This is a genomic window from Variovorax sp. YR216, assembly GCF_900107745.1.
Classification (GTDB): Bacteria; Pseudomonadota; Gammaproteobacteria; order Burkholderiales; family Burkholderiaceae_C; genus Variovorax.
On record NZ_FNRO01000021.1, the window covers coordinates 73542 to 97005 of the forward strand.

General features: G+C 67.9%; 19 protein-coding genes. 13 read left to right on the forward strand and 6 right to left on the reverse strand.

The genetic code is table 11. The features are described from left to right. Window positions 1–63: 63 nt before the first annotated feature. The 12 genes from BLW05_RS31095 to BLW05_RS31150 all read left to right on the forward strand — a co-directional run bounded on the left by BLW05_RS31095 (window position 64) and on the right by BLW05_RS31150 (window position 16300). A complete protein-coding gene (locus BLW05_RS31095) occupies window positions 64–1209 on the forward strand; it encodes an acyl-CoA dehydrogenase family protein (RefSeq protein ID WP_093167955.1) in 1146 nt (381 codons plus the stop codon). 77 nt (window positions 1210–1286) lie between these two features. Further along, entirely contained in the window at window positions 1287–4010 is a 2724-nt protein-coding gene (locus BLW05_RS31100) for a winged helix-turn-helix domain-containing protein (protein WP_256330573.1), read from the forward strand. 96 nt (window positions 4011–4106) lie between these two features. Continuing rightward, a complete protein-coding gene (locus tag BLW05_RS31105) occupies window positions 4107–5063 on the forward strand; it encodes a Bug family tripartite tricarboxylate transporter substrate binding protein (protein ID WP_177142884.1) in 957 nt (318 codons plus the stop codon). Continuing rightward, window positions 5060–6763, forward strand: coding sequence for a long-chain-fatty-acid--CoA ligase (locus BLW05_RS31110; protein WP_093167959.1), 1704 nt, complete (start codon window positions 5060–5062; stop codon window positions 6761–6763). The genes BLW05_RS31105 and BLW05_RS31110 overlap by 4 nt, the downstream gene beginning before the upstream one ends. Before the next feature lie 42 nt (window positions 6764–6805). Then, window positions 6806–8263 (forward strand): 3-oxoacyl-[acyl-carrier-protein] synthase III C-terminal domain-containing protein, encoded by a 1458-nt coding sequence (locus tag BLW05_RS31115; protein WP_256330574.1) that lies wholly within the window; start codon window positions 6806–6808, stop codon window positions 8261–8263. 15 nt (window positions 8264–8278) lie between these two features. Continuing rightward, window positions 8279–9478: an acetyl-CoA acetyltransferase gene (locus BLW05_RS31120; RefSeq protein WP_093167961.1), complete on the forward strand. Its 1200-nt coding sequence runs from the start codon at window positions 8279–8281 to the stop codon at window positions 9476–9478. A 36-nt stretch (window positions 9479–9514) separates the two neighbouring features. Next, window positions 9515–10426, forward strand: a complete 912-nt coding sequence (locus BLW05_RS31125) for an SDR family NAD(P)-dependent oxidoreductase (protein WP_093167963.1) — start codon at window positions 9515–9517, stop codon at window positions 10424–10426. An 11-nt stretch (window positions 10427–10437) separates the two neighbouring features. After that, window positions 10438–11610, forward strand: coding sequence for an acyl-CoA dehydrogenase family protein (locus BLW05_RS31130; protein ID WP_093167965.1), 1173 nt, complete (start codon window positions 10438–10440; stop codon window positions 11608–11610). A gap of 5 nt (window positions 11611–11615) precedes the next feature. After that, window positions 11616–12752: an acyl-CoA dehydrogenase family protein gene (locus tag BLW05_RS31135; protein WP_093167968.1), complete on the forward strand. Its 1137-nt coding sequence runs from the start codon at window positions 11616–11618 to the stop codon at window positions 12750–12752. Window positions 12753–12777: 25 nt separating this feature from the next. After that, window positions 12778–14328 (forward strand): acyl-CoA synthetase, encoded by a 1551-nt coding sequence (locus BLW05_RS31140; RefSeq protein WP_093167970.1) that lies wholly within the window; start codon window positions 12778–12780, stop codon window positions 14326–14328. Beyond that, entirely contained in the window at window positions 14325–15419 is a 1095-nt protein-coding gene (locus BLW05_RS31145) for an MBL fold metallo-hydrolase (protein WP_218135252.1), read from the forward strand. The genes BLW05_RS31140 and BLW05_RS31145 overlap by 4 nt, the downstream gene beginning before the upstream one ends. Next, window positions 15416–16300, forward strand: a complete 885-nt coding sequence (locus BLW05_RS31150; RefSeq protein ID WP_093167974.1) for an enoyl-CoA hydratase/isomerase family protein — start codon at window positions 15416–15418, stop codon at window positions 16298–16300. The genes BLW05_RS31145 and BLW05_RS31150 overlap by 4 nt, the downstream gene beginning before the upstream one ends. Here BLW05_RS31150 and BLW05_RS31155 read toward each other — a convergent pair. The 6 genes from BLW05_RS31155 to BLW05_RS31180 all read right to left on the reverse strand — a co-directional run bounded on the left by BLW05_RS31155 (window position 16257) and on the right by BLW05_RS31180 (window position 22577). Then, window positions 16257–16994 carry an IclR family transcriptional regulator gene (locus BLW05_RS31155; protein WP_093167976.1) on the reverse strand — a complete coding sequence of 246 codons (738 nt, stop codon included), beginning with the start codon at window positions 16992–16994 and terminating at the stop codon, window positions 16257–16259. The genes BLW05_RS31150 and BLW05_RS31155 overlap by 44 nt on opposite strands. Window positions 16995–17058: 64 nt before the next feature. Next, window positions 17059–18057 carry an HpcH/HpaI aldolase/citrate lyase family protein gene (locus BLW05_RS31160; RefSeq protein ID WP_093167978.1) on the reverse strand — a complete coding sequence of 333 codons (999 nt, stop codon included), beginning with the start codon at window positions 18055–18057 and terminating at the stop codon, window positions 17059–17061. Further along, entirely contained in the window at window positions 18054–19136 is a 1083-nt protein-coding gene (locus BLW05_RS31165; protein ID WP_093167980.1) for a MaoC family dehydratase, read from the reverse strand. The genes BLW05_RS31160 and BLW05_RS31165 overlap by 4 nt, the downstream gene beginning before the upstream one ends. Beyond that, a complete protein-coding gene (locus tag BLW05_RS31170) occupies window positions 19133–20299 on the reverse strand; it encodes an acyl-CoA dehydrogenase family protein (RefSeq protein WP_093167982.1) in 1167 nt (388 codons plus the stop codon). The genes BLW05_RS31165 and BLW05_RS31170 overlap by 4 nt, the downstream gene beginning before the upstream one ends. Window positions 20300–20335: 36 nt before the next feature. Further along, on the reverse strand, window positions 20336–21565 hold the full coding sequence (locus BLW05_RS31175) for a CaiB/BaiF CoA transferase family protein (protein ID WP_093167984.1): 1230 nt from the start codon (window positions 21563–21565) through the stop codon (window positions 20336–20338). 1 nt (window position 21566) lies between these two features. Then, on the reverse strand, window positions 21567–22577 hold the full coding sequence (locus BLW05_RS31180; RefSeq protein WP_093167987.1) for a Bug family tripartite tricarboxylate transporter substrate binding protein: 1011 nt from the start codon (window positions 22575–22577) through the stop codon (window positions 21567–21569). Window positions 22578–22705: 128 nt separating this feature from the next. Here BLW05_RS31180 and BLW05_RS31185 point away from each other — a divergent pair, with 128 nt between their 5' ends. Then, window positions 22706–23461, forward strand: a complete 756-nt coding sequence (locus BLW05_RS31185; protein WP_093167990.1) for an IclR family transcriptional regulator — start codon at window positions 22706–22708, stop codon at window positions 23459–23461. Window positions 23462–23464 lie beyond the last annotated feature (3 nt).

The following is a 23464-nucleotide window of genomic DNA, read 5'->3' on the forward strand; positions in this document are numbered from 1 at the left end:
AGGGGCACGGCGAAGGATGTTGCCGCCTAAGCTGCCCTGTATGCACAACCCAGATCGAACGAAATGAGCGACATCTCCGCAGCTTTCCTGAGCGAGCAGGAAATCATGATCCGCGCTTCGGCGCGCAAGGTCGCGGCCGAGGTCGTGGCACCTACCGCCGCCGAGCGCGACCGCACCGGCCAATGGCCACGCAGCGAACTCGCGACGGTCGGCGAACTCGGCTTCATGGGCATGCTGACGCCCGAGGCCCACGGCGGTTCGGGCGCGAGCTTCGTCGAGTACTGCCTCGCCATCGAGGCGTTCGCGGCGGCCGATGCCGGCTTCGCGACGCTGATGCATGTGCACAACTCGGTCGGCTTCATGATCGGCCGCGCCGGCAGCGAGGCGCAGAAGCGCAAGTATCTGCCCCGGCTGGCCACTGGCGAGCACATCGGCGCGTTTCTTCTGAGTGAGCCCCACGCCGGCTCAGACACCGCGGCCTTTCGCACCACGGCGCGCCGCGAGGGCGGGCACTATGTGGTCAACGGCAGTAAACAGTTCATCTCCAACGGCAGCGAAGCCTCAGTGGGGCTGGTGCTCGCGGTGACCGACAAGTCCGCAGGCAAGAACGGCAGCAGCCTGCTCATCGTCGATGCGAAGGACCCGGGCTACAAGGTCGCGCGCGTGGAGCACAAGCTCGGCCAGCGCTCGGCGCATGTCGCACAGATCCAGCTCGACGACTGCCGCGTGCCGGTCGAAGACCTCATCGGGGAAGAGGGCTCGGGCTACAGGCGCATCATGGCTTCGCTGTCGGAGGGTCGCGTGGCGATCGCGGCGGTGGCGATCGGCGCGGCACGCGCGGCGCTGGATGCTGCGGTGAAATACGCAAAGGAGCGCGAGGCCTACGGCGCGCCGATCATCAAGCTCCAGGGCGTGGGCTTCGATCTGGCCGACATGGCGACGAAGGTCGAGGTGGCGCACCAGTTCATGCTGCACGCCGCCCGGCTGTGCGAAGCCGGACTGCCGTGCGCCAAGGAGGCCTCGATGGCCAAGCTCTTCGCCAGCGAGATGGCCGAGGCGGTGTGCTCCGACGCGGTGCAGATCCACGGGGGCTACGGTTATCTCACCGATTTTCCGGTCGAGCGCTACTACCGCGATGTGCGCGTGACCAAGATCTACGAAGGCACCAGCCATATCCAGAAGCTCATCATTGCGCGCAGCCTCGCCTGAGGCGGATCGCCGCTAACATGGCCCGCTTGCGGCGGCGGGCGGTCCCGCCGTCGCATTTCGGAGGGACAGGGGCATTCATGGCAAGCGTTGCCAAGTCGACACCGCCGCGCGCTTCACGCCGGTTGATGAAGCGCGAGGCGCTGATGGCGCGCCTGGTCGAGGCGAGGCGCCAGCGCTGCATCGTGGTGCTGGGGCAGGCGGGCAGCGGAAAGACTAGCACGCTGCTGGCCTGGCGCCGGGAGCTGATGTCGCTGGACTTCGACGTGGCTTGGCTGTCGCTGGCGCCGGAAGACAACTCGCTGCAGAGCTTCCTGCGCGACGTGCTCGCCAGCATCGCCGAGGTCGACCCGGCGATCGTCGGCCAGGCGGGGCTGCTGACCGAAGGCGTCGATTCCGACGCCGAGATCGAGCACTGGATCATCGCGCTGGTCCAGGGCATCGCGCCGCGGCAGCGCGAGCTGGTCGTGATGCTCGACGACCTGCATCACGTGCGAGATGCCCGCATCTTCCGTGCCCTGCAGTGGCTGCTCGACTACGCGCCGGAGTGCCTTCACCTGGCGCTGAGTTCGCGCACCGCGCTGCCGCTGTCCTTCGAGCGCATGCGCTCCCGGACGCTGGTGACCGAACTGGACATGCGCGACCTGCGCTTCAGCGCCGAGGAATCGGAGCGCTACCTCCGCGAGCAGCTCGGCAGCATCGACAGGAGCGATGCACTGGTTCTGCATGAACTCACCGACGGCTGGGTGGCGGGTCTGCAGCTCTTCGCATTGGACCTGCGCGCGAAGGAGGGCGGCGCCGGTTCCCGCTATGCGCCGGTGCGCGTGCGCGACGCCCAGGCCTTCGCGAGCTACTTCGAGCGGGAGGTGCTCGTTCGCCTCGCGCCCGAAGATCTGGACATGCTCACGCGGGCGGCGGTCTGCAGCCGCTTCTGCGTGTCGCTGTGCGCATCGCTGCTGGCGCCGGCGCAGCCGCTGCCTCGCGTGCGCGCCCGGCTCGCGAGGCTGGAAGAGGACAACTTCTTCATCATCCAGGTGGGAGGTGGCGACCGCGAGCCCTGGTATCGCCTGCATCCCTTGCTGCGCGAGACCTTGCTGGCGCGACTGGAGCAGTGGCCCGTCGAGGAGCGCCGAGCGCTTCATGCGGCCGCTTGCCGCTGGTTCAATGCTCGCGACGACGTGGAACAGTCGGTGTATCACGCCGTGCAGGCCGGCGAGATGGCGCAGGCGGTGACCATGGTCGAGGCCAGCGCGCACGACCTGTTGTCGAGCGGCGAGCTGTCGCAACTGGCTGCGTTGCTGCGCCACTTGTCGCCGGAAGCGATCGTCCGCCACTTCGACCTGCACTTGGCGCAGGCCTACCTGGCGATGTATGCCCGCGATTTCGAGGCATGCGATGCCAGCCTGCGACTGATGGAAGCGCGGCGCGAGACATTCGACGCGCGCCAGCGCTACGACATGCTCCTCTTGCGTTGCGGCCTTGCGGCGCAGCAGGACCGTATGGACGAGGTGATCGACCGCCTGGAGGCGCTGCGCGACATTCCGCCGGACGCCAAGGACCTTGCATGGACCAGTCGCGCGAACCTGCTCGCCTGGGCACACATCCACCAGGGTGCGTATGAACAGGCCAGGCGCGCCGTCGAAGAGGCGCAGCGCCGCAGCGGCGCGCAGCTCAGCATGCTGCTGGGCCGCTGCATGATCGCGGTCAGCCTGCGCCGCGAGGGCAGGCTCAGCGAGGCGGGGCAGCTTGCACGGGAGGTGTTGCGTGCGGCAGAGCAGCCCGATGCAGCCTTCGGCGGCGTAGCGTGCATGGCTGCGTCGGTTCTTGCCGATGTGCTCTACGAGACTGATGAGGTGGAAGCGGCGCAGGACCTGCTGGCGCCGCGCATCGCGGCCATCGAGCGGCTCACCTTGCCTGATTTCGTCTTGCGCGCCGTTGCCACACTGGTGGGGTGCCATCGACTTGGCGGACGGGAGGACCAGTGTCAGGTGGATCTTGATCGCCTCGAGGCCTACGCGCAACGGTACAGGCTCGATCGAATCCTTGCGCAAGCGCTGCAGATGCGGCTTCGCGAGCATCTTCTGCGCAACGAGATGGGAGAAGCGATCGACGCCCTGGACCGGATGGAGCACCTCGTGCGCCAGCACCCGGAGGATGGATCGGTGGCGCTGCGGGTCGGCGATTGCCTGCTCCGCGCCCGGATCGACGTGGCGCTGCACGGCGGCGACTTCGCGGCGGCGATACGACTCGTGGAGCAACGCGAGCGATCTCATGACTGGCCCCTGGAAGCGACTTCCGCCGAACTTTTGCTCCAGTGGGCGATGGCCTGCGCGGGAATGGGCGAGTCGAATGCAGCGCGGGAGCATCTTCTGGCGGGCTTGCGCATTGGCCATGGCCTGGGGCTCGTTCGCTCGATGCTCGACGTCTCGACCGAAGTGCCCGGACTGCTGCGCTCGCTACTTCCGCGCGAGAGCCTCGAGCCCGTGCTGGCTTTCCACGTCGGCCGCCTCCATGCGGCCGCAGACCGTGCGGTTTCCAGGCCGGAGCCGCAGGCGCGGCCGCCACGAGCCGATACCGGCTCCCCGGTCGCCGCGTTGAGCGAACGGGAATATGAAGTCCTGTCGCTGCTGGCCCAGGCCATGCCCAACAAGAAGATCGCGCGCACGCTCAACGTGACGCTCGACACGGTCAAGTTCCACCTGAAGAACATCTACGGAAAGCTGGGCGTTTCCGCGCGCGACGAGGCGGTGGCCCGCCTGCGCGATCTCGAAGCCCGCCGCGACGCTCCGGGCGGCGACGCCTAGCGCCAAACTGCTGCCAACTACTCCACCGGGGTAGTGCCATCGTGCGCACGCCCGACCATCATGCGTCTATCGAAAAACGCATAGATGGAGACAAGGATGAATCGCATCGCGAAAGCGTGTGCAGCACTGTGGCTTGGCGTGGCGGCCGGGTTGGCGTCGGCCTTTCCCGACAAACCCGTGCACCTGGTGTTGCCCTACCCGGCGGGCGGGCCGACCGACGCGGTCGCTCGCACGGTGGCGGAGCGGCTCAGCGCGACCTGGGGGCAGCCGGTGATCGTCGACAACCGCCCGGGCGCCAACGGCGCGATCGGCACCGAGCTGGTCGCGAAGAGCCCGGCGGACGGCTACACCTTGCTGGTCCATTCGCCGATCATGCTCGCCACCGAGATGACGCGGCCCACGGTGCGCTACCGCACGCTGAAGGACTTCAAGCCCGTCTCGCTCGTCTTTTCTTCGGCCGTCTTCCTGATGGCGAGCAACCAGGGTTCGCAAGGCGATCTCAAGCAGGTGCTGGCGACCACGGGACGGGCCGGTGACCTGAGCTACGGCACGCATGGCGCGGGCACCACCGGGCACTACATGGGACGGCGACTGGAGCGCGTCTCCGGCGTCGAGATGACGCACGTGCCCTTCACCGGCGACGCGACGATCCTCACGGCCCTGCTCGGCGGGCATATCAAAATGGGCTTCCTGAGCGGGACCGGCGCCAGGAAGTCGCTGGACTCCGGCAGGGTGCGCGGCCTGGCCGTCGCGAGCGCCGAACGCTCGCCGCTCATGCCCGACGTGCCCACCTTCAAGGAACAGGGCTTCGTGGGCTTCGACCGCGAAAGCTGGGGCATGCTCTTCGCGCCGGCCGGCACGCCGGATGCGGTGGTGAACCAGATCGCGCGCGACGTCGACCGGATCGTCAAGCAGAACGACGTGGCGCAGCAGTTCCTCGGCTTCGGTCTCGGCGCCAAGGGCGGCACGCCCGCCGAGGCGCGACGGATCGTGCAGGACGACTTCAGCTACTGGAGCCGGCTCATCGAGGAATTCGGAGCGCTCGCGCAATGACCTCGACACGGCATCACGCGCACTGGCCGGTGGGTGTACCTCATACGCTGGAAGCGCCCGAAAGCACGCTCTTCGATCGTCTCGAAGAAGCCGCCCGGCGGGCGCCGGAAAAGACGGCGATCGACTACTACGGCCGTGCCACCAGCTTCCGTGAGCTTCACCAATCAGTACTGAATCTCGCCGGATACATGCAGCAGCACCTCGGCGTGAGGCGCGGGGACCGCGTGATGCTGCTGATGCAGAACTGTCCGCAGTTCATCGTCAGCTTCCACGCGATCCAGCGCTGCGATGCGGTGGTGGTGTCGCTCAGCCCCATGAGCACACCCGATGAGATCGACTACTTCGCCGAGGATTCCGGCGCGCGGGTGATCATCACTACGCAGGACATGCAGGCGCGCGTCGAGCCCGCGATGGCGAAGGGGCTCGTCACCGGCTGCATCGTCGGTGCCTGCATCGACATGGCGGGCAACAGCGAGGGCCTGCCGTTCCTCGCGGTGCCCGACTTCGTGCGCGAGGCGCGGCAGATGGGCGGCATGCCGCTGCGCCGTCAGGAGCATGATTTCGCGGGCACGCTGGCGGCGGGTATCGAGCCGCGCCCAATGGAGAACGGACCCGACGACCTGGCCGTGATCGCCTACACCTCCGGCACCACCGGCAAGCCCAAGGGCGCAATGCTCAAGCACCGTGCCTTTGCCCTCGGCGTGGCCCAGCGATCCCTCTGGTTCGCCGGTTCGCCTGACTGCAGCGACCTGATCGTGCTGCCGATGAACCATGTGGCCGGCATGTGCGCGATGAACCAGGCGGTCTGCGAGGGCCGCACCATCGTGCTGCTCGCGCGCTGGGATGCGGCCGCGATTCCCGCGCTGATCGAACTGCGCCGCATCGACCGCTGGGCCGCGGTCACGCCGATGCTGGTCGAACTGATGGGCCGGCCGGAGCTTGCGCAGCATGACATTTCATCGCTCAAGCGCCTCTATGGTGGCGCGACCGCCATGCCCGAGTCCGTGGCGCGCGAGGTCGAACAGCGCTTCGGCGTGCCCTTCATCGAGTGCTACGGCATGACCGAGACTTGCGGCAGCTCGCACATGAATCCGCCGCAGGCGCCGCGCCTGCAGTGCGGCGGCATTCCGCAGATCAACGTCGATTCGCGCGTCATCGACCCCGAGACCGGCGCCGAGCTCGGCCCCAACGAGGCGGGCGAGATCGTCATGCATTGCGCGATGCAGTTCGAGGGTTACTGGAATCGGCCCGACGCGACGCGCGAGGCCTTCATCGAGATCGACGGCAAGCGCTTCGTGCGCAGCGGAGACATCGGCCACTACGACGAGGACGGCTACTTCTACATCACCGACCGCCTCAAGCGAATGATCAACGCCTCGGGCCTCAAGGTGTGGCCCGCCGAGGTGGAAGCCTGCGTGTACGGCCATCCGGCGGTGCAGGAGGCCTGCGTGATCGGCGTGCCCGACGACAAGCGCGGGGAGACGGTCAAGGCCCTCGTGGTGCTCAAGGCGTCCGCCGGCGAGGGCACGACGCCGCAGGCGCTGATCGAGTTCGTCCGCAGCCGCCTCGCCGCCTACAAGGTACCGCGCGTGGTTGAGTTCGTCGACTCGCTGCCCAAGACCGGCGCTGGCAAGGTGCTCTGGCGGCAGCTGCAGGAAGAGCATCGCAAACGCGCCGCACGCGACCTGCAGCCGGCCTGAGCCCGGCTCCCATCCCGCATTCATCGCACATCGAAGACCATCGTGAAAGAAACAACGACCTACGGAATCACCGGCTACGGCGCCTACGTGCCACGGCTGCGCATGCGACGCGACGCGATCGCGGCCGCGCATCGCTGGATGTCACCCGGCCTGGCTGCCGGCGCGAAGGGAAACCGCGCCTTCTGCAGCTGGGATGAAGACAGCATCACCATGGCGGTGGAGGCCGCGCGCAGTGCGCTGGCCAATCAGTCCCGCGCCTCGATCCAGTCGCTGACGATCGCCACCACGCGGCCCGCTTTCGCCGACCTGCAGGGCGCGAGCATCGTGGCCGGTGCGCTCGCGCTGCCCGCCGACCTCCGTACCGCCGACATCGGCCAGTCGCAGCGCGCGGGCGTGAGCGGCCTGCTGACGCAGCTGCGCGCCGCCGACAGCCAGGCACTCTTCATCGCCAGCGACCATCCGTCCGCCAAGCCGGCCAGCGCGCAGGAACTGGGCTACGGCGCTGGTGCCGCTGCCTTCACCCTGGGAAGCGAAGGCGTGATCGCCGAGCTGATCGGCGCGCACAGCGTGTGGAACATGTTCGTCGACCACTTCCGCTCGAACGATTCTAAGCACGACTACTACTGGGAAGAGCGCTGGATCCGCGACGAGGGCTACGCCAAGATCGTGCCGGACGCGGTGGGCGCGGCGCTGAAGTCCGCGAACCTCGAAGCGGCGAACGTCAGCCACTTCATCTTCGCGTCGCCGCTGAAGGGCAGCAGCGCCATGGTCGCCAAGCGTTGCGGTATCGCGGCGGAGGCGCTCGGGAATGCGGTCGACGAGCAGTGCGGCTATGCCGGCGCCGCGCACCCGTGCCTGATGCTGGCTGACGCGCTCGAGCGCTGCAAGGCGGGCGAGGTGATCGTGCTGGTTGGATTCGGCCAAGGCTGCGACGTGCTCGTGCTGCGCGCCACCGAGGCCATCGAACACCATCGGCCCTTGCGCGGCGTGCCTGCGGCGCTGGCCGACGCACAGGAGCATGCCGACTACCTGCGCATGCTCTCCTACGACAAGGGCATCGAGCTGGAGTGGGGCATGCGCTCCGAGAAGCCGGTGAAGACCGCGCTGAGCGAGCAGTACCGCTCGGCGGACCAGCTCGGCGCGATGGTCGGCTGCAAGTGCAGCCGTTGCGGCACCGTGCAGTTCCCGCGCATGGCCTATTGCGTGGGCCAAGGCTGCGGCGCGCCCGCCACCGAGAGCGAACCGGTGCCCCTGAGCGACGTGCCGGCCAAGGTGCTGACCTGCACCGCGGACTGGCTCTCCTACCACCCGTCGCCGCCGCTGCGTGTGGGCTTCGTGCAGTTCGAGAACGGCGCGCGGGTGCTCATGGAGATCGTCGATGTCGGCGAGGCCGGGCTCGACGTGGGCATGCCGCTTCGCATGACCTATCGCATCAAGGACGTGGACGCCGCGCGCGGCTACGCCCGCTATTTCTGGAAAGCCACGCCCGTGGCGGCTTGAGGAGCGACTCGAAACATGGCAACAGGCATCAAGGACAAGGTCGCGATCATCGGCATGGGCTGCTCGCGCTTCGGCGAGCGCTTCGACGTGGGCACGCACGAGTTGATGGCGGAAGCCTTCAACGAGGCGCTGCAGGACGCCGGCATCGAGCGCAGGCAGATCGACGCCGCCTGGTTTGGCTCCTGCCTCGACCAGATCAACATCGGCAACTCGGCCATCCCGGCCTCGCTCGCGCTGCGGCTGGACGGTATTCCGGTGAGCCGGCTGGAGAACATGTGCGCCACCGGCACCGAGGCGCTGCGCGGCGCGGCCTACGCGGTTGCTTCGGGGGCGGCCGACATCGCGCTCGCGATCGGTGCGGAGAAGCTCAAGGACACCGGCTACGGCGGCCTGCCGCCCACCTACAAGGGCACCTTCAACGACCTCTGGATGCCGCTGGGCTCCGCGCCCGCCGGCTTCGCGCAGCTGGCCGACGGCTATCGCACTCGCTACGGCATCTCCAAGGCGGAGCTCAAGCGCGCGATCGCACGCGTGTCGTGGAAGAGCCACCAGAACGGCGTGCTCAGCCCGAAGGCGCACCTTCGCAAGGCGGTGAGCATGGAACAGATCCTCGGCGCGCCGATGATCGCGGACCCGCTCGGGCTGTTCGACTGCTGCGGCGTCAGCGACGGCGCGGCCTGCGCCATCGTGACCACGCCCGACATCGCGCGCGCATTGGGCCGCAAGGACATGGTGACCATCAAGGCGATCCAGCTCAGCGTGAGCTCGGGCATCGAGTCGAGCACCAACACCTGGGACGGAAGCCATGTGCGCAACACCCGCACTGCCGCGAGCCGCGCGTACGCCGAAGCCGGCGTGAGCAACCCGCGCAAGCAGGTCTCGCTGATGGAGGTGCACGACTGCTTCTCGATCACCGAGCTGGTGACGATGGAGGACCTCTACATCTCCGAGCCGGGCACTGCGGTGCATGACGTGCTGGACGGCTTCTACGACCGCGAGGGCGGCGGAGTGCCTTGCCAGGTCGATGGCGGCCTCAAGTGCTTCGGCCACCCGATCGGCGCCTCGGGCCTGCGCATGGCCTACGAAATCTACAACCAGCTGCAAGGGCGGGCCGGCGAGCGGCAGCTGTCCAACCCCAGCCTCGGCCTGACGCACAACCTGGGCGGCGTGCCCTACCAGGGCGTGGCCGCGGTGAGCCTGCTGGGCCTGCATTGAGCGTGCCAGGAACCAAATACTTGAAGGAAGAGAGACATGAAGCTGCTTGAAGGAAAAGTGATCATCGTGACCGGCGCGGGAGCCGGAGTGGGGCGCGGCATCGCGCGCGAGGCGGCGCGCCAGGGCGCGAAGGTCGTGGTGAACGACCTCGGCGTGAAGGTCGACGGCAGCGAGGCCAGCGCCGGCCCCGCCCAGGAAACCGTCGAGCTGATCCAGGCCGAGGGCGGAGTGGCCAGCGCCAACACCGAGAGCGTGGCCGACTGGAGCGGCGCCAACCGTATCGTGCAGCAGGCGCTGGAACTCTACGGGCGTGTCGACGGCGTGGTCAACAACGCGGGCAACCTGCGTGATGCGCTCTTCCACAAGATGACTGAAGACGAGTTCGATGCGGTGATCCGCGTGCACCTCAAGGGCAGCTGGAACGTGGCGCGCGCGGTGGCGCCCCACTTCAAGGAACAGCAGGGCGGCGCCTTCGTGCACATGACCTCCACCTCGGGGCTGGTCGGCAACCTGGGCCAAGCCAACTACGCGGCGGCCAAGATGGGCATCGTGGGGCTGTCGAAGTCCATCGCGGTGGACATGCAGAAATTCGGCGTGCGTTCCAACTGCATCGCGCCCTTCGCGTTCACGCGCATGGTCGGCAGCATCCCCACCGACACGCCTGAGAAGGCCGCACGCATGAAGACGCTGATGACCATGGAGGCCGACAAAATCGCGCCCTTCACCCTTGCGCTGCTGAGCGATCCCGCGAAGGAAGTGACGGGCCAGATCTTCGGCGTGCGCAACAACGAGATCTTCCTGTTCTCGCAGCCGCGTCCCATCCGCACGATGCACAACGCCGAAGGCTGGACGGTGCAGGACTGCATCGAGCGCGCGATCCCGGCCTTCAGGCCATCGATGTCGCCGCTGGATCTGTCGCGCGACGTGTTCGCGTGGGACCCGATGTAAGGCGTGCGGCGATGAATCTCGAATTCGACCCTATCCAGGTGGCCTTCCGTGAAGAGGTGCGCGCCTTCATCCGCGACAACCTGCCGGACGAGATCCGCGAGCGCCTGCGCCGCGGCCACGCCCCGCGCAAGCAGGATTCGGTGACCTGGCAGCGGCTGCTCAACACCCGCGGCTGGGCCGCGCCGCACTGGCCCAGGGAATACGGCGGCGCCGGCCTGGATGTCGCGCGGCGGCTGATCCTCATCGACGAGCTCTACCGTGCGCCGGCGCCGCAGCCGATCGGCTTCAACATCAACATGCTGGGCACGGTGCTGCTGCGCTATGGCACGGAAGAGCAGAAGCGCTTCTTCCTTCCGAAGCTCACGAACCTGGACCTCTGGTTCTGCCAGGGCTTCTCGGAGCCGGGCTCGGGCTCCGATCTTGCATCGCTGCGCACGCGCGCCGAGCGCCAGGGCGATCACTACCTCGTCAACGGCCAGAAGATCTGGACCACCAACGCGCATGTCGCGGACTGGATGTTCGCGCTGGTGCGCACCGAGCAGGCGGCGCGCAAGCAGGACGGCATCTCCTTCCTGCTGATCGACATGAAGAGCCCGGGCATCACGGTGCGCCCCATCGTGTCCATCGACGGGCAGCACCATCTCAACGAGGTCTTCCTCGACGATGTGAAGGTGCCGGTCGGCAACTTGGTGGGCGAGGAGGGCCGTGGCTGGGACTGCGCCAAGTACCTGCTGGTGAGTGAGCGGGTGTCTGTTGCCAGCGTGGGTCAGTGCTGGGAGCGGCTGGACTATGCGCGCGAACTCGCCGGTCGCCAGAAGTCGGGCGGCCAGCGCCTCGTCGACGAACCGAAGTTCGCCGCCGAGCTCGCGGTGCTCGGCGCGGAGGTGCGGGCGCTCGAACTCACCGCATGGCGCTTCCTGCTCGATCCCGACATCGACCGCACGCAGCCGGGATTCGCGTCGGTGCTCAAGCTCAAGGGCTCGGAGCTGATCCAGGAGATCACCGCGCTGCTCGCGCGCGTGTCCGGCCCTTCGGGGCTGGAGCGACGCGCCAGCGACGGCGAGGCCGCGCAGCACGCGGATGCGGCCACCGTGTCGCGCTACTTCTTCCATCGCGCGACCTCGATCTATGGCGGATCGAGCGAAGTGCAGAAGGACATCCTGGCCAAGACCCTCCTGGGCTGACTCTCATGAACTTTCAATTCAGCGAAGAACAACAACTCCTGTCGGAGAGCCTGTCGCGGCTGCTCGGCGACCGGTACGGTTTCGAGCAGCGGCGCGAGATCGCCGCGTCGGCGGAAGGCTGGAGCCCGGAAGTCTGGCGGCAGCTCGCGGAACTGGGCGTGCTCGCGCTCGGCATTCCGGAGTCGTACGGCGGCCTGGGTGGCGCGGTCGCCGACCGTCTGCCGGTGTTGCAGGCATTGGGCCGTGCGCTGGCGCTGGAGCCCTTCATGGCGTCGTGCGTGCTCGGTGCCACGGCCGTGCTGGCAACTGGCAGCAATGCACAGAAGGACGCGTTGCTGCCTGCCCTGGCAAGCGGCGAGCTTCGGCTCGCCTGGGCCCACGAGGAAAGTGGCGAGCGCCACAACCCGATGTGGGTGGAAACACGTGCCGCGCGCAACGGCGAAGGCTGGCGGCTCGATGGCAGCAAGCCGCTGGTGCTGCACGCGAACGCGGCAGGCCGGCTGGTGGTGAGCGCGCGCGTCGCGGGGCAGGGCGATGCGGCAGAGGGCCTTGCGCTCTTCCTGGTCGATCCGAAGGCCGCCGGTGTGACGTTGCGACACTTCCGCCTCATCGACGACACGCCTGCCGCGGAACTGACGCTGCGAGGCGCAACGGCCGAGCCGTTGGGCGATGTGGGCGACGGCGCGCTTCAGCTCGCGGCGATCCGCGCGGCGCTGGATGCAGGCACCGCGGCCGCATGTGCGGGCATGGTCGGGGCGATGGAGTCCGCCCTCGAACTCACGACCGGCTACGTGAACACGCGCAAGCAGTTTGGCCGGCTGATCGGCGAATACCAGGCGCTTCGCCATCGTGTCGCCGAGATGAGCGTGAGCCTGGAAGTCGCGCGCAGCATGGCGATGGCGGCGGCCGTCGCCGCCGATCGTGCCGGCACGCTCGAGGCCTCGATCGAGCTGATGCGCGCCAAGCTGGTGATCGGCCGGCAGGCCCGACTGCTCGGCCATGCGGCCATCCAGTCGCACGGCGGCATCGGCATGACGGAGGAGTACGCCGTGGGCCACTGCCTACGCCGCATCCATGTGCTGGACCAGCTCTTCGGCGACGTCGACGCGCAGGCTGCGCGGCTGGCGTGCATCGGCGCTTGACCACGAAGCAGGAGACCTCCGGACCATGTACCTCACGCTCAGCCTCCAGCGCTCGATGCAATTGACGCCGGAGAAGACCGCGACCATCTGCGGCCAGCGCCGGCACAGCTTCAGGGAATACGGCGAGCGCGTCGGCCGGCTGGCCGGCGCGCTGCGCGCACTGGGCGTGCAGGAGAACGATCGCGTCGGCCTCCTGTCGCTGAACTCGGACCGCTTCCTCGAATGCATCATGGGCGTGTGGTGGGCCGGCGGCGTGCTCAATCCGGTGAACATCCGCTGGAGCGTTCCCGAGATCGTCTATTCGCTCGACGACTGCGACACGCGCGTGCTGATCGTCGATGACGCCTTCGCCGCGATGGCGCCGAAGATCCGGGCGAGGGCTCGGCATGCGCCGCTGCTCATCTACGCGGGCGATGGCCCGGCGCCCGAGGGCATGCTCTGCTACGAGGCGCTGGTCGACAAGGCCGCATTCGCAGAGGACGCCGGCCGCGGCGGCAACGACCTGGCCTGCATCATGTACACGGGCGGCACCACGGGGCATCCCAAGGGTGTCATGCAGTCGCACCTCAACCTGTGGTCGGCCGCGATCCAGCGCCTGGCGGAAACGCCCATCCTGCGCGGCAGCACCACCTTGCATGTGGTGCCGCTCTTCCACATCGCCGGGCTGGGGCGCGTGGTGATGCAATCCCTCGCGGGTGAATGCCAGGCGGTGCTGCCGGGTTTCGATCCGCTGGAGGTGCTCCGGATCATCGAGCGCGAGCGCATCACCGACACCGTGATGGTGCCCACGATGATCCAGGCGGTGCTGAATCACCCGGCGTTCGACGAATACGACCTCGGCAGCTTCAAGCGCCTGGGCTACGGGGCTTCGCCGAGCGCCAGCGTGATGGTCGAGCAGGCGGTGCGGAAGCTCCCGCACGTGGAGCTTTCGCATGCCTACGGATTGACGGAAGCGTGCCCGGTGATCTCCGCGAGCGGACCGGCCAACCACGGCGAGGCCGCGCGCAAGAGCGGCTTGTCGCGTTCGGTGGGCCAGCCCGCCTTCGCGGTGCTGGTGCGGATCGTGGACCCGCAGGGCCGCGAAGTGCCGCGCGGCGTGGTGGGCGAGATCACCGCGCGCGGGCCCAACATCATGCTCGGTTACTGGAACAAGCCCGAGGAGACCGCGAAGGCGCTGCGCGACGGTTGGCTCTACACGGGCGACGGCGGCTACATGGATGCCGACGGCAACCTGTACATCGTCGACCGCATCAAGGACATGATCGTGAGCGGGGGCGAGAACGTCTATTCGGCCGAGGTGGAGAACGCCATCGCCCAGCACCCGGCGGTCGCGATGTGCGCCGTGATCGGCGTTCCGCACGAGAGGTGGGGCGAGGCGGTGCATGCGATTGTGGTGAGCAGGCCCGGCGCCGAAGTCGACGAGGAGGCTGTGCGGTCGCACTGCCGTGAACTGATCGCCAGCTACAAGTGCCCCAAGAGCGTGGAGTTTCGCGACGCGCTGCCGCTGTCGAGCGCCGGCAAGATCCTCAAGCGCGACCTGCGCGAACCCTACTGGCCGGATCGGGCAGCGACATGAGCGAGGCTTGCATGCAGGAGCGCGCGGTATCGCGCGCCGGCACCCTTCGCTTCCCGTGCGGCGAGGCACCCGCGCCGGGCGAAGCGAGGGAGGTGGCGCCGGGCGTGCTGTGGCAACGCGTGCCGCTGCCCAACGGGCAGTTCATCAACGCGTGGGCGCTGCGCGATGGCGAAGGCTGGACGGTGGTCGACACCGGCATGTGGAACGAGCGCGCCATCGAAGTCTGGCGCCAGCTCCTTGCCGTCGATGGGCCGCTGGGTGGCCGCCCGGTGACGCGCGTGATCGGCACCCACCTGCACGCCGACCATGTCGGCATGGCCGGCTGGCTGTGCGAGGCGTTCGATTGCGGACTGTGGATGACCCGCAGCGAGTACCACCAGGCCCGGCAGCTTCAGCAGAGGAGCGGCCGCCCGATGCCGGGGCCGGATCTGGCCTTCTATGCGCGCGCCGGCTGGGACGACGAGGCGCTTCGTGCACTGCGCCCCATGGGCATGAACATGTCGCCTCTGCCTGCGCGCTGCCGGCACATCGGGGACGGCGAGCGCATCCGCATCGGCCGCGACGACTGGCAGGTGCTGGTCGGCAACGGGCATTCGCCGGAACACGCCTGCCTGTACTGCGCGGAGCGCGGCCTGTTCATCTCGGGGGACCAGGTCCTGCCGCTCATCTCATCCAATGTCTCGGTGTGGCCTTCGGGGCCCGATGCGAATCCCATGCAGGACTGGCTGGCGTCCATCGGGAAGATCGGGCGCTGCATTCCCGACGATGTGCTGGTGCTTCCCGCGCACAACGATCCGTTCCGCGGCCTGCATGCGCGGCTGGAGCAATTGGCCCGCAAGCGCCACCGGGCCCTCGACCAGTTGCGCGACGCGCTCTCGCAGACGGACATGCGCGCGGTCGATGCCTTCGGGACCCTGTTCGGGCGCAAGGACTTCGACAACGTATTCGTGCAGCGGCTCGCCACGGGCGAGGCGTTGGCATACCTCGGCTACCTCGTCCGGAACGGCGAGGTGGTCTTGCGCACCGATGTCCGCGGTGTCTGCTGGTACAGGCTCTCCCACCAAGGTGCATCACGGAGACGGGACGCATGACAACCGACACTACCCTCGAATTGCGCGAAGCACGGCTTCGCATCGGCAGTGACGGCGTGGCCGAGTTCTCGCACCAGCGGCCCGAGGCGCGCAACGCGCTGAGCATGGCGATGCGGGAGGACTACCAGGACCTGCTGGCGCGCGTCGAGAACGACCGGTCGATCCGGGCGCTCGTCATCACCGGCTCGGGCGGCAGCTTCTGCGCGGGCGGCGACGTGAAGGGCATGGCCCACATGCACGCGTCCGGATCGGAGGATGCGGGGCTCGCCGCGCAGGCCCGCAGCCGCATTGCGGCGGACCAGCATCGCTGGCTGGACCGCCTGCGTTCGCTCGATGTCCCGGTGATTGCCGCGGTGGACGGCCCCGCCTTCGGCGCCGGTGCGTCGCTCGCGCTCATGGCTGACTTCGTGCTGACCTCCACGCGCGCCAGCTTCTGCATGGTGTTCGCGCGGATGGGCATGGTGCCCGACTTCGGCGCGTTCCACACCTTGCCCCGGCTTGTCGGACTGGCCAAGGCGAAGGAACTCATGATGACGGCACGTCGCGTCGATGCACACGAGGCCGCAGCACTCGGCATCGCCTATGCCGTGCACGAGCCGCAGCAACTGCTCGAAGAGGCGCACCGGCTGGCGGCGCGATTGGCGAGCGGCCCGCGCGACGCGTTGGGAATGATCAAGAACTCGCTGAACCGCAGCTTCGAGAACGACTACCGCACCATGGCCGAGATCGAGGCGCACCAGCAGGCGGTTGCGATGTCGCTTCCCTACCATACCGACGCGGTGCAGCGCTTCATCCGCAAGCAGCCGCTGGCCTACGACTGGGACAGGGTGGGCGAACCTACCCGCCGAGAAGCGCTGCAGCCACATCCTTCAGCGCCTTGAGATAGTTGTCCCGGCTGCGTTCCATGCGTTCGGTCGGGCCCGCGAGCGCGAGGCCGACGGGCAGTTCGCCGATCCAGCCTGCGACAGCGAGGCCGTCGACGCCCTCGGTGCCTTCGCCTTGCGCATCGGTCCATCCCTGCTCGCGGCCCTTGGTCACGGCGTTGCGGAAGCGCTTCGGGTCGGTGATGGTGCGCGCGGTGACCGGCTTGAACGTCATCTTCCCGATCGTCGCGGCAAGTTCCTCATCGGACTGCAGGCCTAGAAGTGCCTTGCCGAGTGCCGAGGCGTGCAGGCTCACCCGGTCGCCAACCTCGACCACGTAGCGCAGCGGTTGCCGGCTGGCCTGCGCCGCTACCACCTTCGCCGCGTCGTTGTCGAGCACGCCGAAGAAGGCGCTTTCGCCGGTCTTCTCCGCGAGCTGTTCCACCGCTTCGCGGGCGACCGATGACAACGGATCGTTCTCGCTGATCTGCTGGGCGGTCTCCCACAGCCGCGCGGTCGGGTAGTAGCGCAAGGTGCGCGGCGTGCGCATGAGATAGCCGACCGCATGCAGCGTATGGAGCAGGTCCAGGCTGCTGCTGGCGGTCAGGTCGAGCAGGCGCGCCATGTCCGAGTTGGACAGGGGACGCTTCTCGCGGGCGAAGACCTCGAATACGGCAAGGGTGCGCGTCGCGCCGGCGACCAGGGAAGGCATCAGGATTCTCCGAACGAAACGCGTAGTGTCTCAATTTCGGCGAAGGGCCGGCCGGCGCGCATCGTCACTGCCCCTCGAAGAAGGCGAGGCGCGCCGCTTCGGGAATCGCCATGCCGGTCGCCCTGGCCTTCTGCAGCACGCCCCAGAAGTAGCGGTAAGTGGCGCGGTCGTGAAGTTCGCCCTGGTACTGGATCGGACCCCAATCTGCCGCCTGCGCCGCGAGAAGGATCGCCGCGCCGTCGACCACCTCGCGGAAGTCGGGCTGCATCGCCTCCACGATCGGCTGGATCTGCGCGGGGTAGATGCTCCACATGCGCTGGTAGCCGAACTCCTCGCGGGCGCGTCGCGCGTCGCTGCCAATCACCTCCGCGTCCTTGAGGTTCAGGCAGACGTTGTGCGCCGGGACCACGCCATGGGCCAGTGCCGCGGCAGTGACTTCGGCCTTGGCGCGCGCGAGCAGGCGGTGCTCGAACTGGCCAGGGCTGCGCATCGCCGATGCGGGGATCGCGCCATGGTGGCCGCTCACGAAGTCCATCAGGCCGAAGTCGAGCACTTCGAGATGGGGCAGCGCGGCGATCGCATGCACCTCACGCAGCGCGCCGTGGGTCTCGATCAGCGCGTGGATCGGAACGGGCGTCGTGCGGCCCGCGTTGCGCGCGATGCGTTGAACGAAGGCGATCACCTCGGCTACCTGCGATGCAGTCGTAGCCTTGGGAATGGTGACGTAGGCCAGGCGCGCGGCTGCGATGCCGACCACGATCTCCACATCCTGCCGCCATGCCGGATGCGAAGGGTCGTGGATGCGAACGCCGAGCCGGCCGTGGCGGTTCTCGGGTGCGTTGATGCGCTGCGCGACCATGCGTGCATGGGCCTCTTCCTCGCCCGCGCGGGCGCCGTCTTCGCAATCGCAGGTGATGTCGAAGATGGGGCCGAATTCTTCCTGCAAGGCCAGTGCCTTGAGGATCAGCTTCTCGCTGCCTGCGAAGTGCTCGCAGGCAGCGAGCACGGGGAAGGCCTTCTCTCCGGAGAAGAGCGCCTGGCTGGGGTGAACAGGATGGGTCATGCGTGTCCTCGTGCGGTGTGTTTCTTGGAGGTCTTGGGAATGGCGACGGTGAAGTCCAGGTCGAGCACGGTGTGTGCATCGTGTGGCTCGCCGGGTTCGGTGAAGCGGATCTGCGCGGCCGATTCCACGTTCTTGGCGCCGACCATGCGAAGGCGCAGTCCGCCCACGGGTGCATTGCCGAAGTCGTAGCGCTCGATCACCTGCGTCGCGCAGGAGATGGTGTCGCCCGCAAAGGTGGGCGACACATGGCTGCCGCCGTTGATGGCAAGGATCGACAGCAAGTTCTCGAAGCCGTCGTAGGCCAGCGCCTTGCAGATGGAGATGATGTGGCCGCCGTACACCAGGCGCCGCTGCATGGGGCCACGCGCCATCATCGCGGCGTCGAAGTGGGCCTTGGCGGTGTTCTGGTAGAGGCGCGTGGCCAGGCTGTGGTCGCTGTCGTTGATGGTCATCGCGGCCGGGTGGTCGATGCGCTCGCCGACCGCGTAGTCTTCCCACAGGTCGTTGCAGCCGGTGAACAAGGGAACCTCGGCCGCCCGATCGACGAACGCGCCGATCGCGAGTTCGTCGGGCCCGACCTGCGACGCCAATGCCGGCAGCACCGCCTCGCCGCAGGCCGCCGAGGCATCGCGTTTGTGCACCATCACCCAGCGCACCCAGCCCAGCACTTCGCGGCCATGCTGGTTGCGTGCGGTCGAACGCACGTAGACCACGCCGGTGCGCCGGTTGGAGTTCTCCTTCAGACCGATGATTTCGCTTTCCACGCTCAGCGTATCGCCATCGAACACCGGCTCGACGAAGCGCAGTTGCGCATAGCCCAGGTTCGCCACCGCGTTGAGCGAGATGTCGGGCACGGTCTTGCCGAAGGCGGTGTTGAAGACCAGCAGGTCTTCGAGCGGACGGCGCTCGAAGCCCAAGGCCTTCGCGGTGGTGTCCGCGCTGTGCAGGCAGGCGCGGCTGCCGGTCAGCGCGATGTAGAGGCTCTGGTCCGCAGCAGTAAGTGTGCGCGGCGTGGCATGCACGAAGCGCTGGCCGAGGCGGAAGTCCTCGAAGAAGTTGCCATTGCGCTGCTTGCTCATGCCGCGGCCTTCCCGAGCAGCGCGTCGGAGATGATCCGCTTCTGGATCTCCGAGGTGCCCTCGAAGATCTTGGTCAGTCGCGCGTCGCGCCAGTAACGCTCGGCCGCGAAGTGCGTGGTGTAGCCGGCGCCCCCGTGGATCTGCAGTCCCTCGCTGGTCACGTGCTCGCTCATCTCGCTGGCGAAGAGCTTGACCATCGCCGCCTCGGTGTCGCAGCGCTCGCCTTCGTCGATCTTCTGGCACACCGCGTACATCAGGCTGCGCGATGCCTCGATCTGCGTGGCCATGTCGGCCAGCTTGAAGCGGATCGCCTGGAAGTCGCCGATGGCCTTGCCGAACTGGTTGCGGTCCCTGGCGTAGGCGAGCGCATCTTCGAGCGCACCTTGCGCGAGGCCGATGGAGCGCGCAGCCGTGTGCGCACGCGCGGTTTCGAGGCCGGCGGTGGCGAGGTAGAAGCCGCGCCCTTCCTCGCCCACCATGTTGGCGGCGGGCACACGGCACTTGTCGAAGGCCAGTTCCCAGGTCGTCCAGCCGTGGTAGCCGATCTTCGGGATCACGCTGCCCTGGCAGCCCTCGGGCAGGTCGCCGCGCGGCTTCTGCACCATGAAGGCGGAGATGCCGCGATGCCGTGCTTTCGGGTCGACCTTGGGATCGGTGCGCGCGAACACGAGGATGAAGTCCGCCTGGTCGGCGAAGGTGCACCAGTACTTGCTGCCGGTGATCTCCCAGTGGTCGCCATTGCGCACTGCGCGGCAGGTGATGTTGGCGACGTCGGAGCCGGCGTTGGGCTCCGAGAGCGAGAACGCGCCCAGATACTCGCCGCGCGCCATGCGGGGCAGGTAGATCGCCTTCTGCTGGGGGGTGAGCGACTTCAGCGCACCGATGAGCCCGTTGCCGCGCGCGATGAGGCTCGCCACGCTCATCCATCCGCGCGACAACTGTTCGGCGACGAGGCAGTACTCGAAGGCGCCGAGGCCCATGCCGCCGTATTCCTCCGGAATGAGGATCGAGAAGTAGCCCAGCTCGGCCATCTCGTCGATCAACTCGCGCGGGATCGAACCCTTTTCCGGGTCGAGCTTGTTGGCCAGCGGCAGCACGCGCTTCATGGTGAACTCGCGCGCGGCCTCCTGAATGAGCTTGCGCTCTTCGGTCAGTGCCTGCATTTCCTTGTTTCCTGTGATGTGGAGCGTGCTGTCGCGCTAGGCGACCACGCGTTGCGCGCGAAGCCGCGCGATTTCTTCGGGTTCAAGGCCGAGGCCCTGGAGCACGTCGTCGGTGTGCTCGCCCAGCAGCGGCGCGCGACGGCGCACGCCGCCCGGGGTCTCGCTGAGCTTGATTGGGACACCCGCGATGCGCACCGGCGTGCTGCAGCCGGGGTGTTCCACTTCGACCAGCATCTCGCGCCTGGCGAAGTGGGGGTCGGCAAAGATGTCGCGCGCCGTGTAGACCGGGCCGAAGGGCGTGACGCCGCCCAGTTGCTGCGCCAGCTCGGCCTTGCTGTGGCGGCGCGTGAAGTCCTCGACCGCGGCGATCACGTCGGCCGCGTGCTGCACGCGCGCCGGATTGGTCGCATAGCGCGGGTCTTCAGCCATCTCGGGCCGGCCGATGATGCGCGCCAGCTTGGCCCACAGTTTCTCGTCCGGGCAGGCGACGGAAACCCAGCCGTCGCGCGCTGGAAAGAGACCGAAGGGGCACAAGAGCGGATGCCGGTTGCCTTCCGGCCCGGGCGTGCGTTCCTCATACGACTGCTGGTAGACGATGCGCTCGCACAGTGCGAGCACGCTGTCGACCATCGACACATCCACGAACTGCCCACGCCCGGTGCGTTGGGCATGGTGCACCGCCGCGAGGATGCCGATGCCGAGCATCAGGCCCGGCACGATGTCGCCGATGCCGGGGCCGATCTTGGTCGGGTCGCCGCCGGCGGTGCCGGTGATGCTCATGATCCCGCCCATGGCCTGGGCGACCACGTCGTAGGCCGGCCAGTCGGCGTAGGGGCTTTCGCCGCTGCGCGGATCGCCGAAGCCGCGGATGGTGGCGTACACCAGGCGCGGGTTGGACTCGCGCAGTTGCTCGTAGCCCAGGCCCAGCCGCTCCATCACGCCGGCGCGGAAGTTCTCCACCACCACATCGGCTTCCTTGACGAGCCGAATCAGCAGTTCGCGCCCCTGCGGCTGCTTGAGATCGAGAGCGATGGAGGACTTGTTGCGGTTCACGCTCTGGAAGTAGCCGCCGAAGGCGCGCAGCGCGTCGTCGGGCCGGAAGGGGCCGGAGCTGCGGATGCCGTCGCCAGCGAGCGATTCGACCTTGATCACCTGCGCGCCCTGGTCCGCCAGCACCTGCGTGCAGATCGGGCCCGCGAGCATCTGCGTGAGGTCGATCACGCGCAGTCCGGCCAGTGCGCCGGGGCTGTCGTTGCGCTTGTCCATCTCAATCTACCGTGGCGCCGGAGCGCTGGATGATGTCCTTCCACTTGCTTCGCTCGCCCTGGATGAAGCTGCCGAACTTCGGGCCCGAGAGCATGAGCGGCGTTCCGCCCATTCGGGCCAGCGCTTCGACGACGGCCGGATCGCGCAGCACCTGATCCAGCTCGCTCTTCCAGCGCTCGATCGGCGCCGCCGGTGTCTTGGCCGGGAAGAACAGGCCGATCCACGAGGTCGATTCGGCTGTCGGGTAGCCCGCCTCCGCGATCGTCGGAATCTGTGGCAGCGAAGGCAGCCGCGTCGGGCCGAGCACCGCCAGCGGACGCAGCTTGCCGGCCTCGATGTGGCCCAGCGTGGTGATGGGGTAGTCGAAGCTCATGTCCACCTGTCCGCCGAGCAGGTCATTGATGGCCGGCGCGCTGCCGCGGTAGGGCACGTGCACGAACTTCACGCCGGCCACGGCCTGGAACAGCTCCGCCGAGAGGTGCGTGCCCGTTCCATTGCCGGCCGAAGCCACCGTGAGCTTGCCGGGATGCGCGTGCGCGTAGTCCACCAGCTCCTTCACCGAGCGGTAGGGGCGGTTGGCGTTGACCACGAGGATGTTCGGGATCGAGATCAGCGCATGCACCGGCACGAAGTCCCGGTCCGGATCGAAGCTCAGCGACTTGTAGAGGTACTGGTTGGTGGCCTGCGTGCCCTGGGTGCCCATCAGCAGCGTGTAGCCGTCGGGCGTGGAGCGCGCCACGGATTCGGCCGCGAGGTTGCCGCCCGCGCCGGCACGGTTCTCCACCACGATGGGTCGGCCCAGCCGGTCACCCATCTTGACGGCGACCAGCCGGCCGAGCTGGTCGGTGATGCCGCCTGCCGGCCCCGGCACCACCAGGGTGATGGCCTTGGTCGGATAGGCGGCTTGCGCCAAGGCGCCGGGAAGGTGTGCGGCGAGCGCGAGCCCGGCGCAGAAGGCCAGGGCCCGACGCCGGGTGCGTCTAGTTCTCAGAGGGGGAAAACGCAATTTCATGGGTGTCTCCAGACGGTTGCTTGCGACGAAAGGACCCATGTGCGCCAAAAAAAGTGCTCGACATGAATCCGAGATGGCGTATAGTAATACGCAATGTCGTATCAGATGAACTTTTTTTTGAGTCCACCATGCCCAGCCTGATCCCCGCCGTCAGCCGCACGCTGGCCGTGTTCGAGGTGTTTGCACGCGAACAGCGCGAGCTGTCCAACTCCGAACTGGCACGGCTTCTTTCTGTGGCGGAAAGCAGTTGCTCGGATCTGCTGCACACCATGCACACGCTGGGCTACCTCACGCGCACGCCGAGGTCGCGCCGCTTCTATCCGAGCGCACGGCTGCACGAAGTGGCCCGCCAGATCACGGAGAACGATTCGTTCATCACGCTGGCGCGCGAGGCGGTGGACCTGCTCGCCGAACGCACCAACGAAAGCGCGTTCTTCGGCGTCCTCGATCGCCACGCCGCCAAGATCGCCGCGGCCCAGCCGAGCCGCCTGCCGCTGCGCTACATCCTCGATGTGGGCGAGCGCGTGGCGCTCAATGCCTCGGCGCTCGGCAAGGCGCTGCTGGGTGCGCTGCCGTCCGACGCGCTGACGGTGGAGCTCGAACAACTGCGCCTGCGCGCAGTGACGTCCGACACCGTGATCCGCCTCGACACGCTCGCCGACCAACTGGCTCGCGGCCGAGAAGCCGGCTGGTACGAAACGCGCGGAGAGGGCATCGAAGGCGTGCGCGCATTGGCCGTGTCCGGCTGGCTCAACGACCAGCCGGTCGCACTTTCACTGGCGGGCCCCAGCGAGCGCATGGACCGCAACCACGAGATCTACCTGCGGGCGCTGTGCGATGCGCGTAGCGCCCTGCTGGCTGACAACGAAACCACCACCACTTGAAAC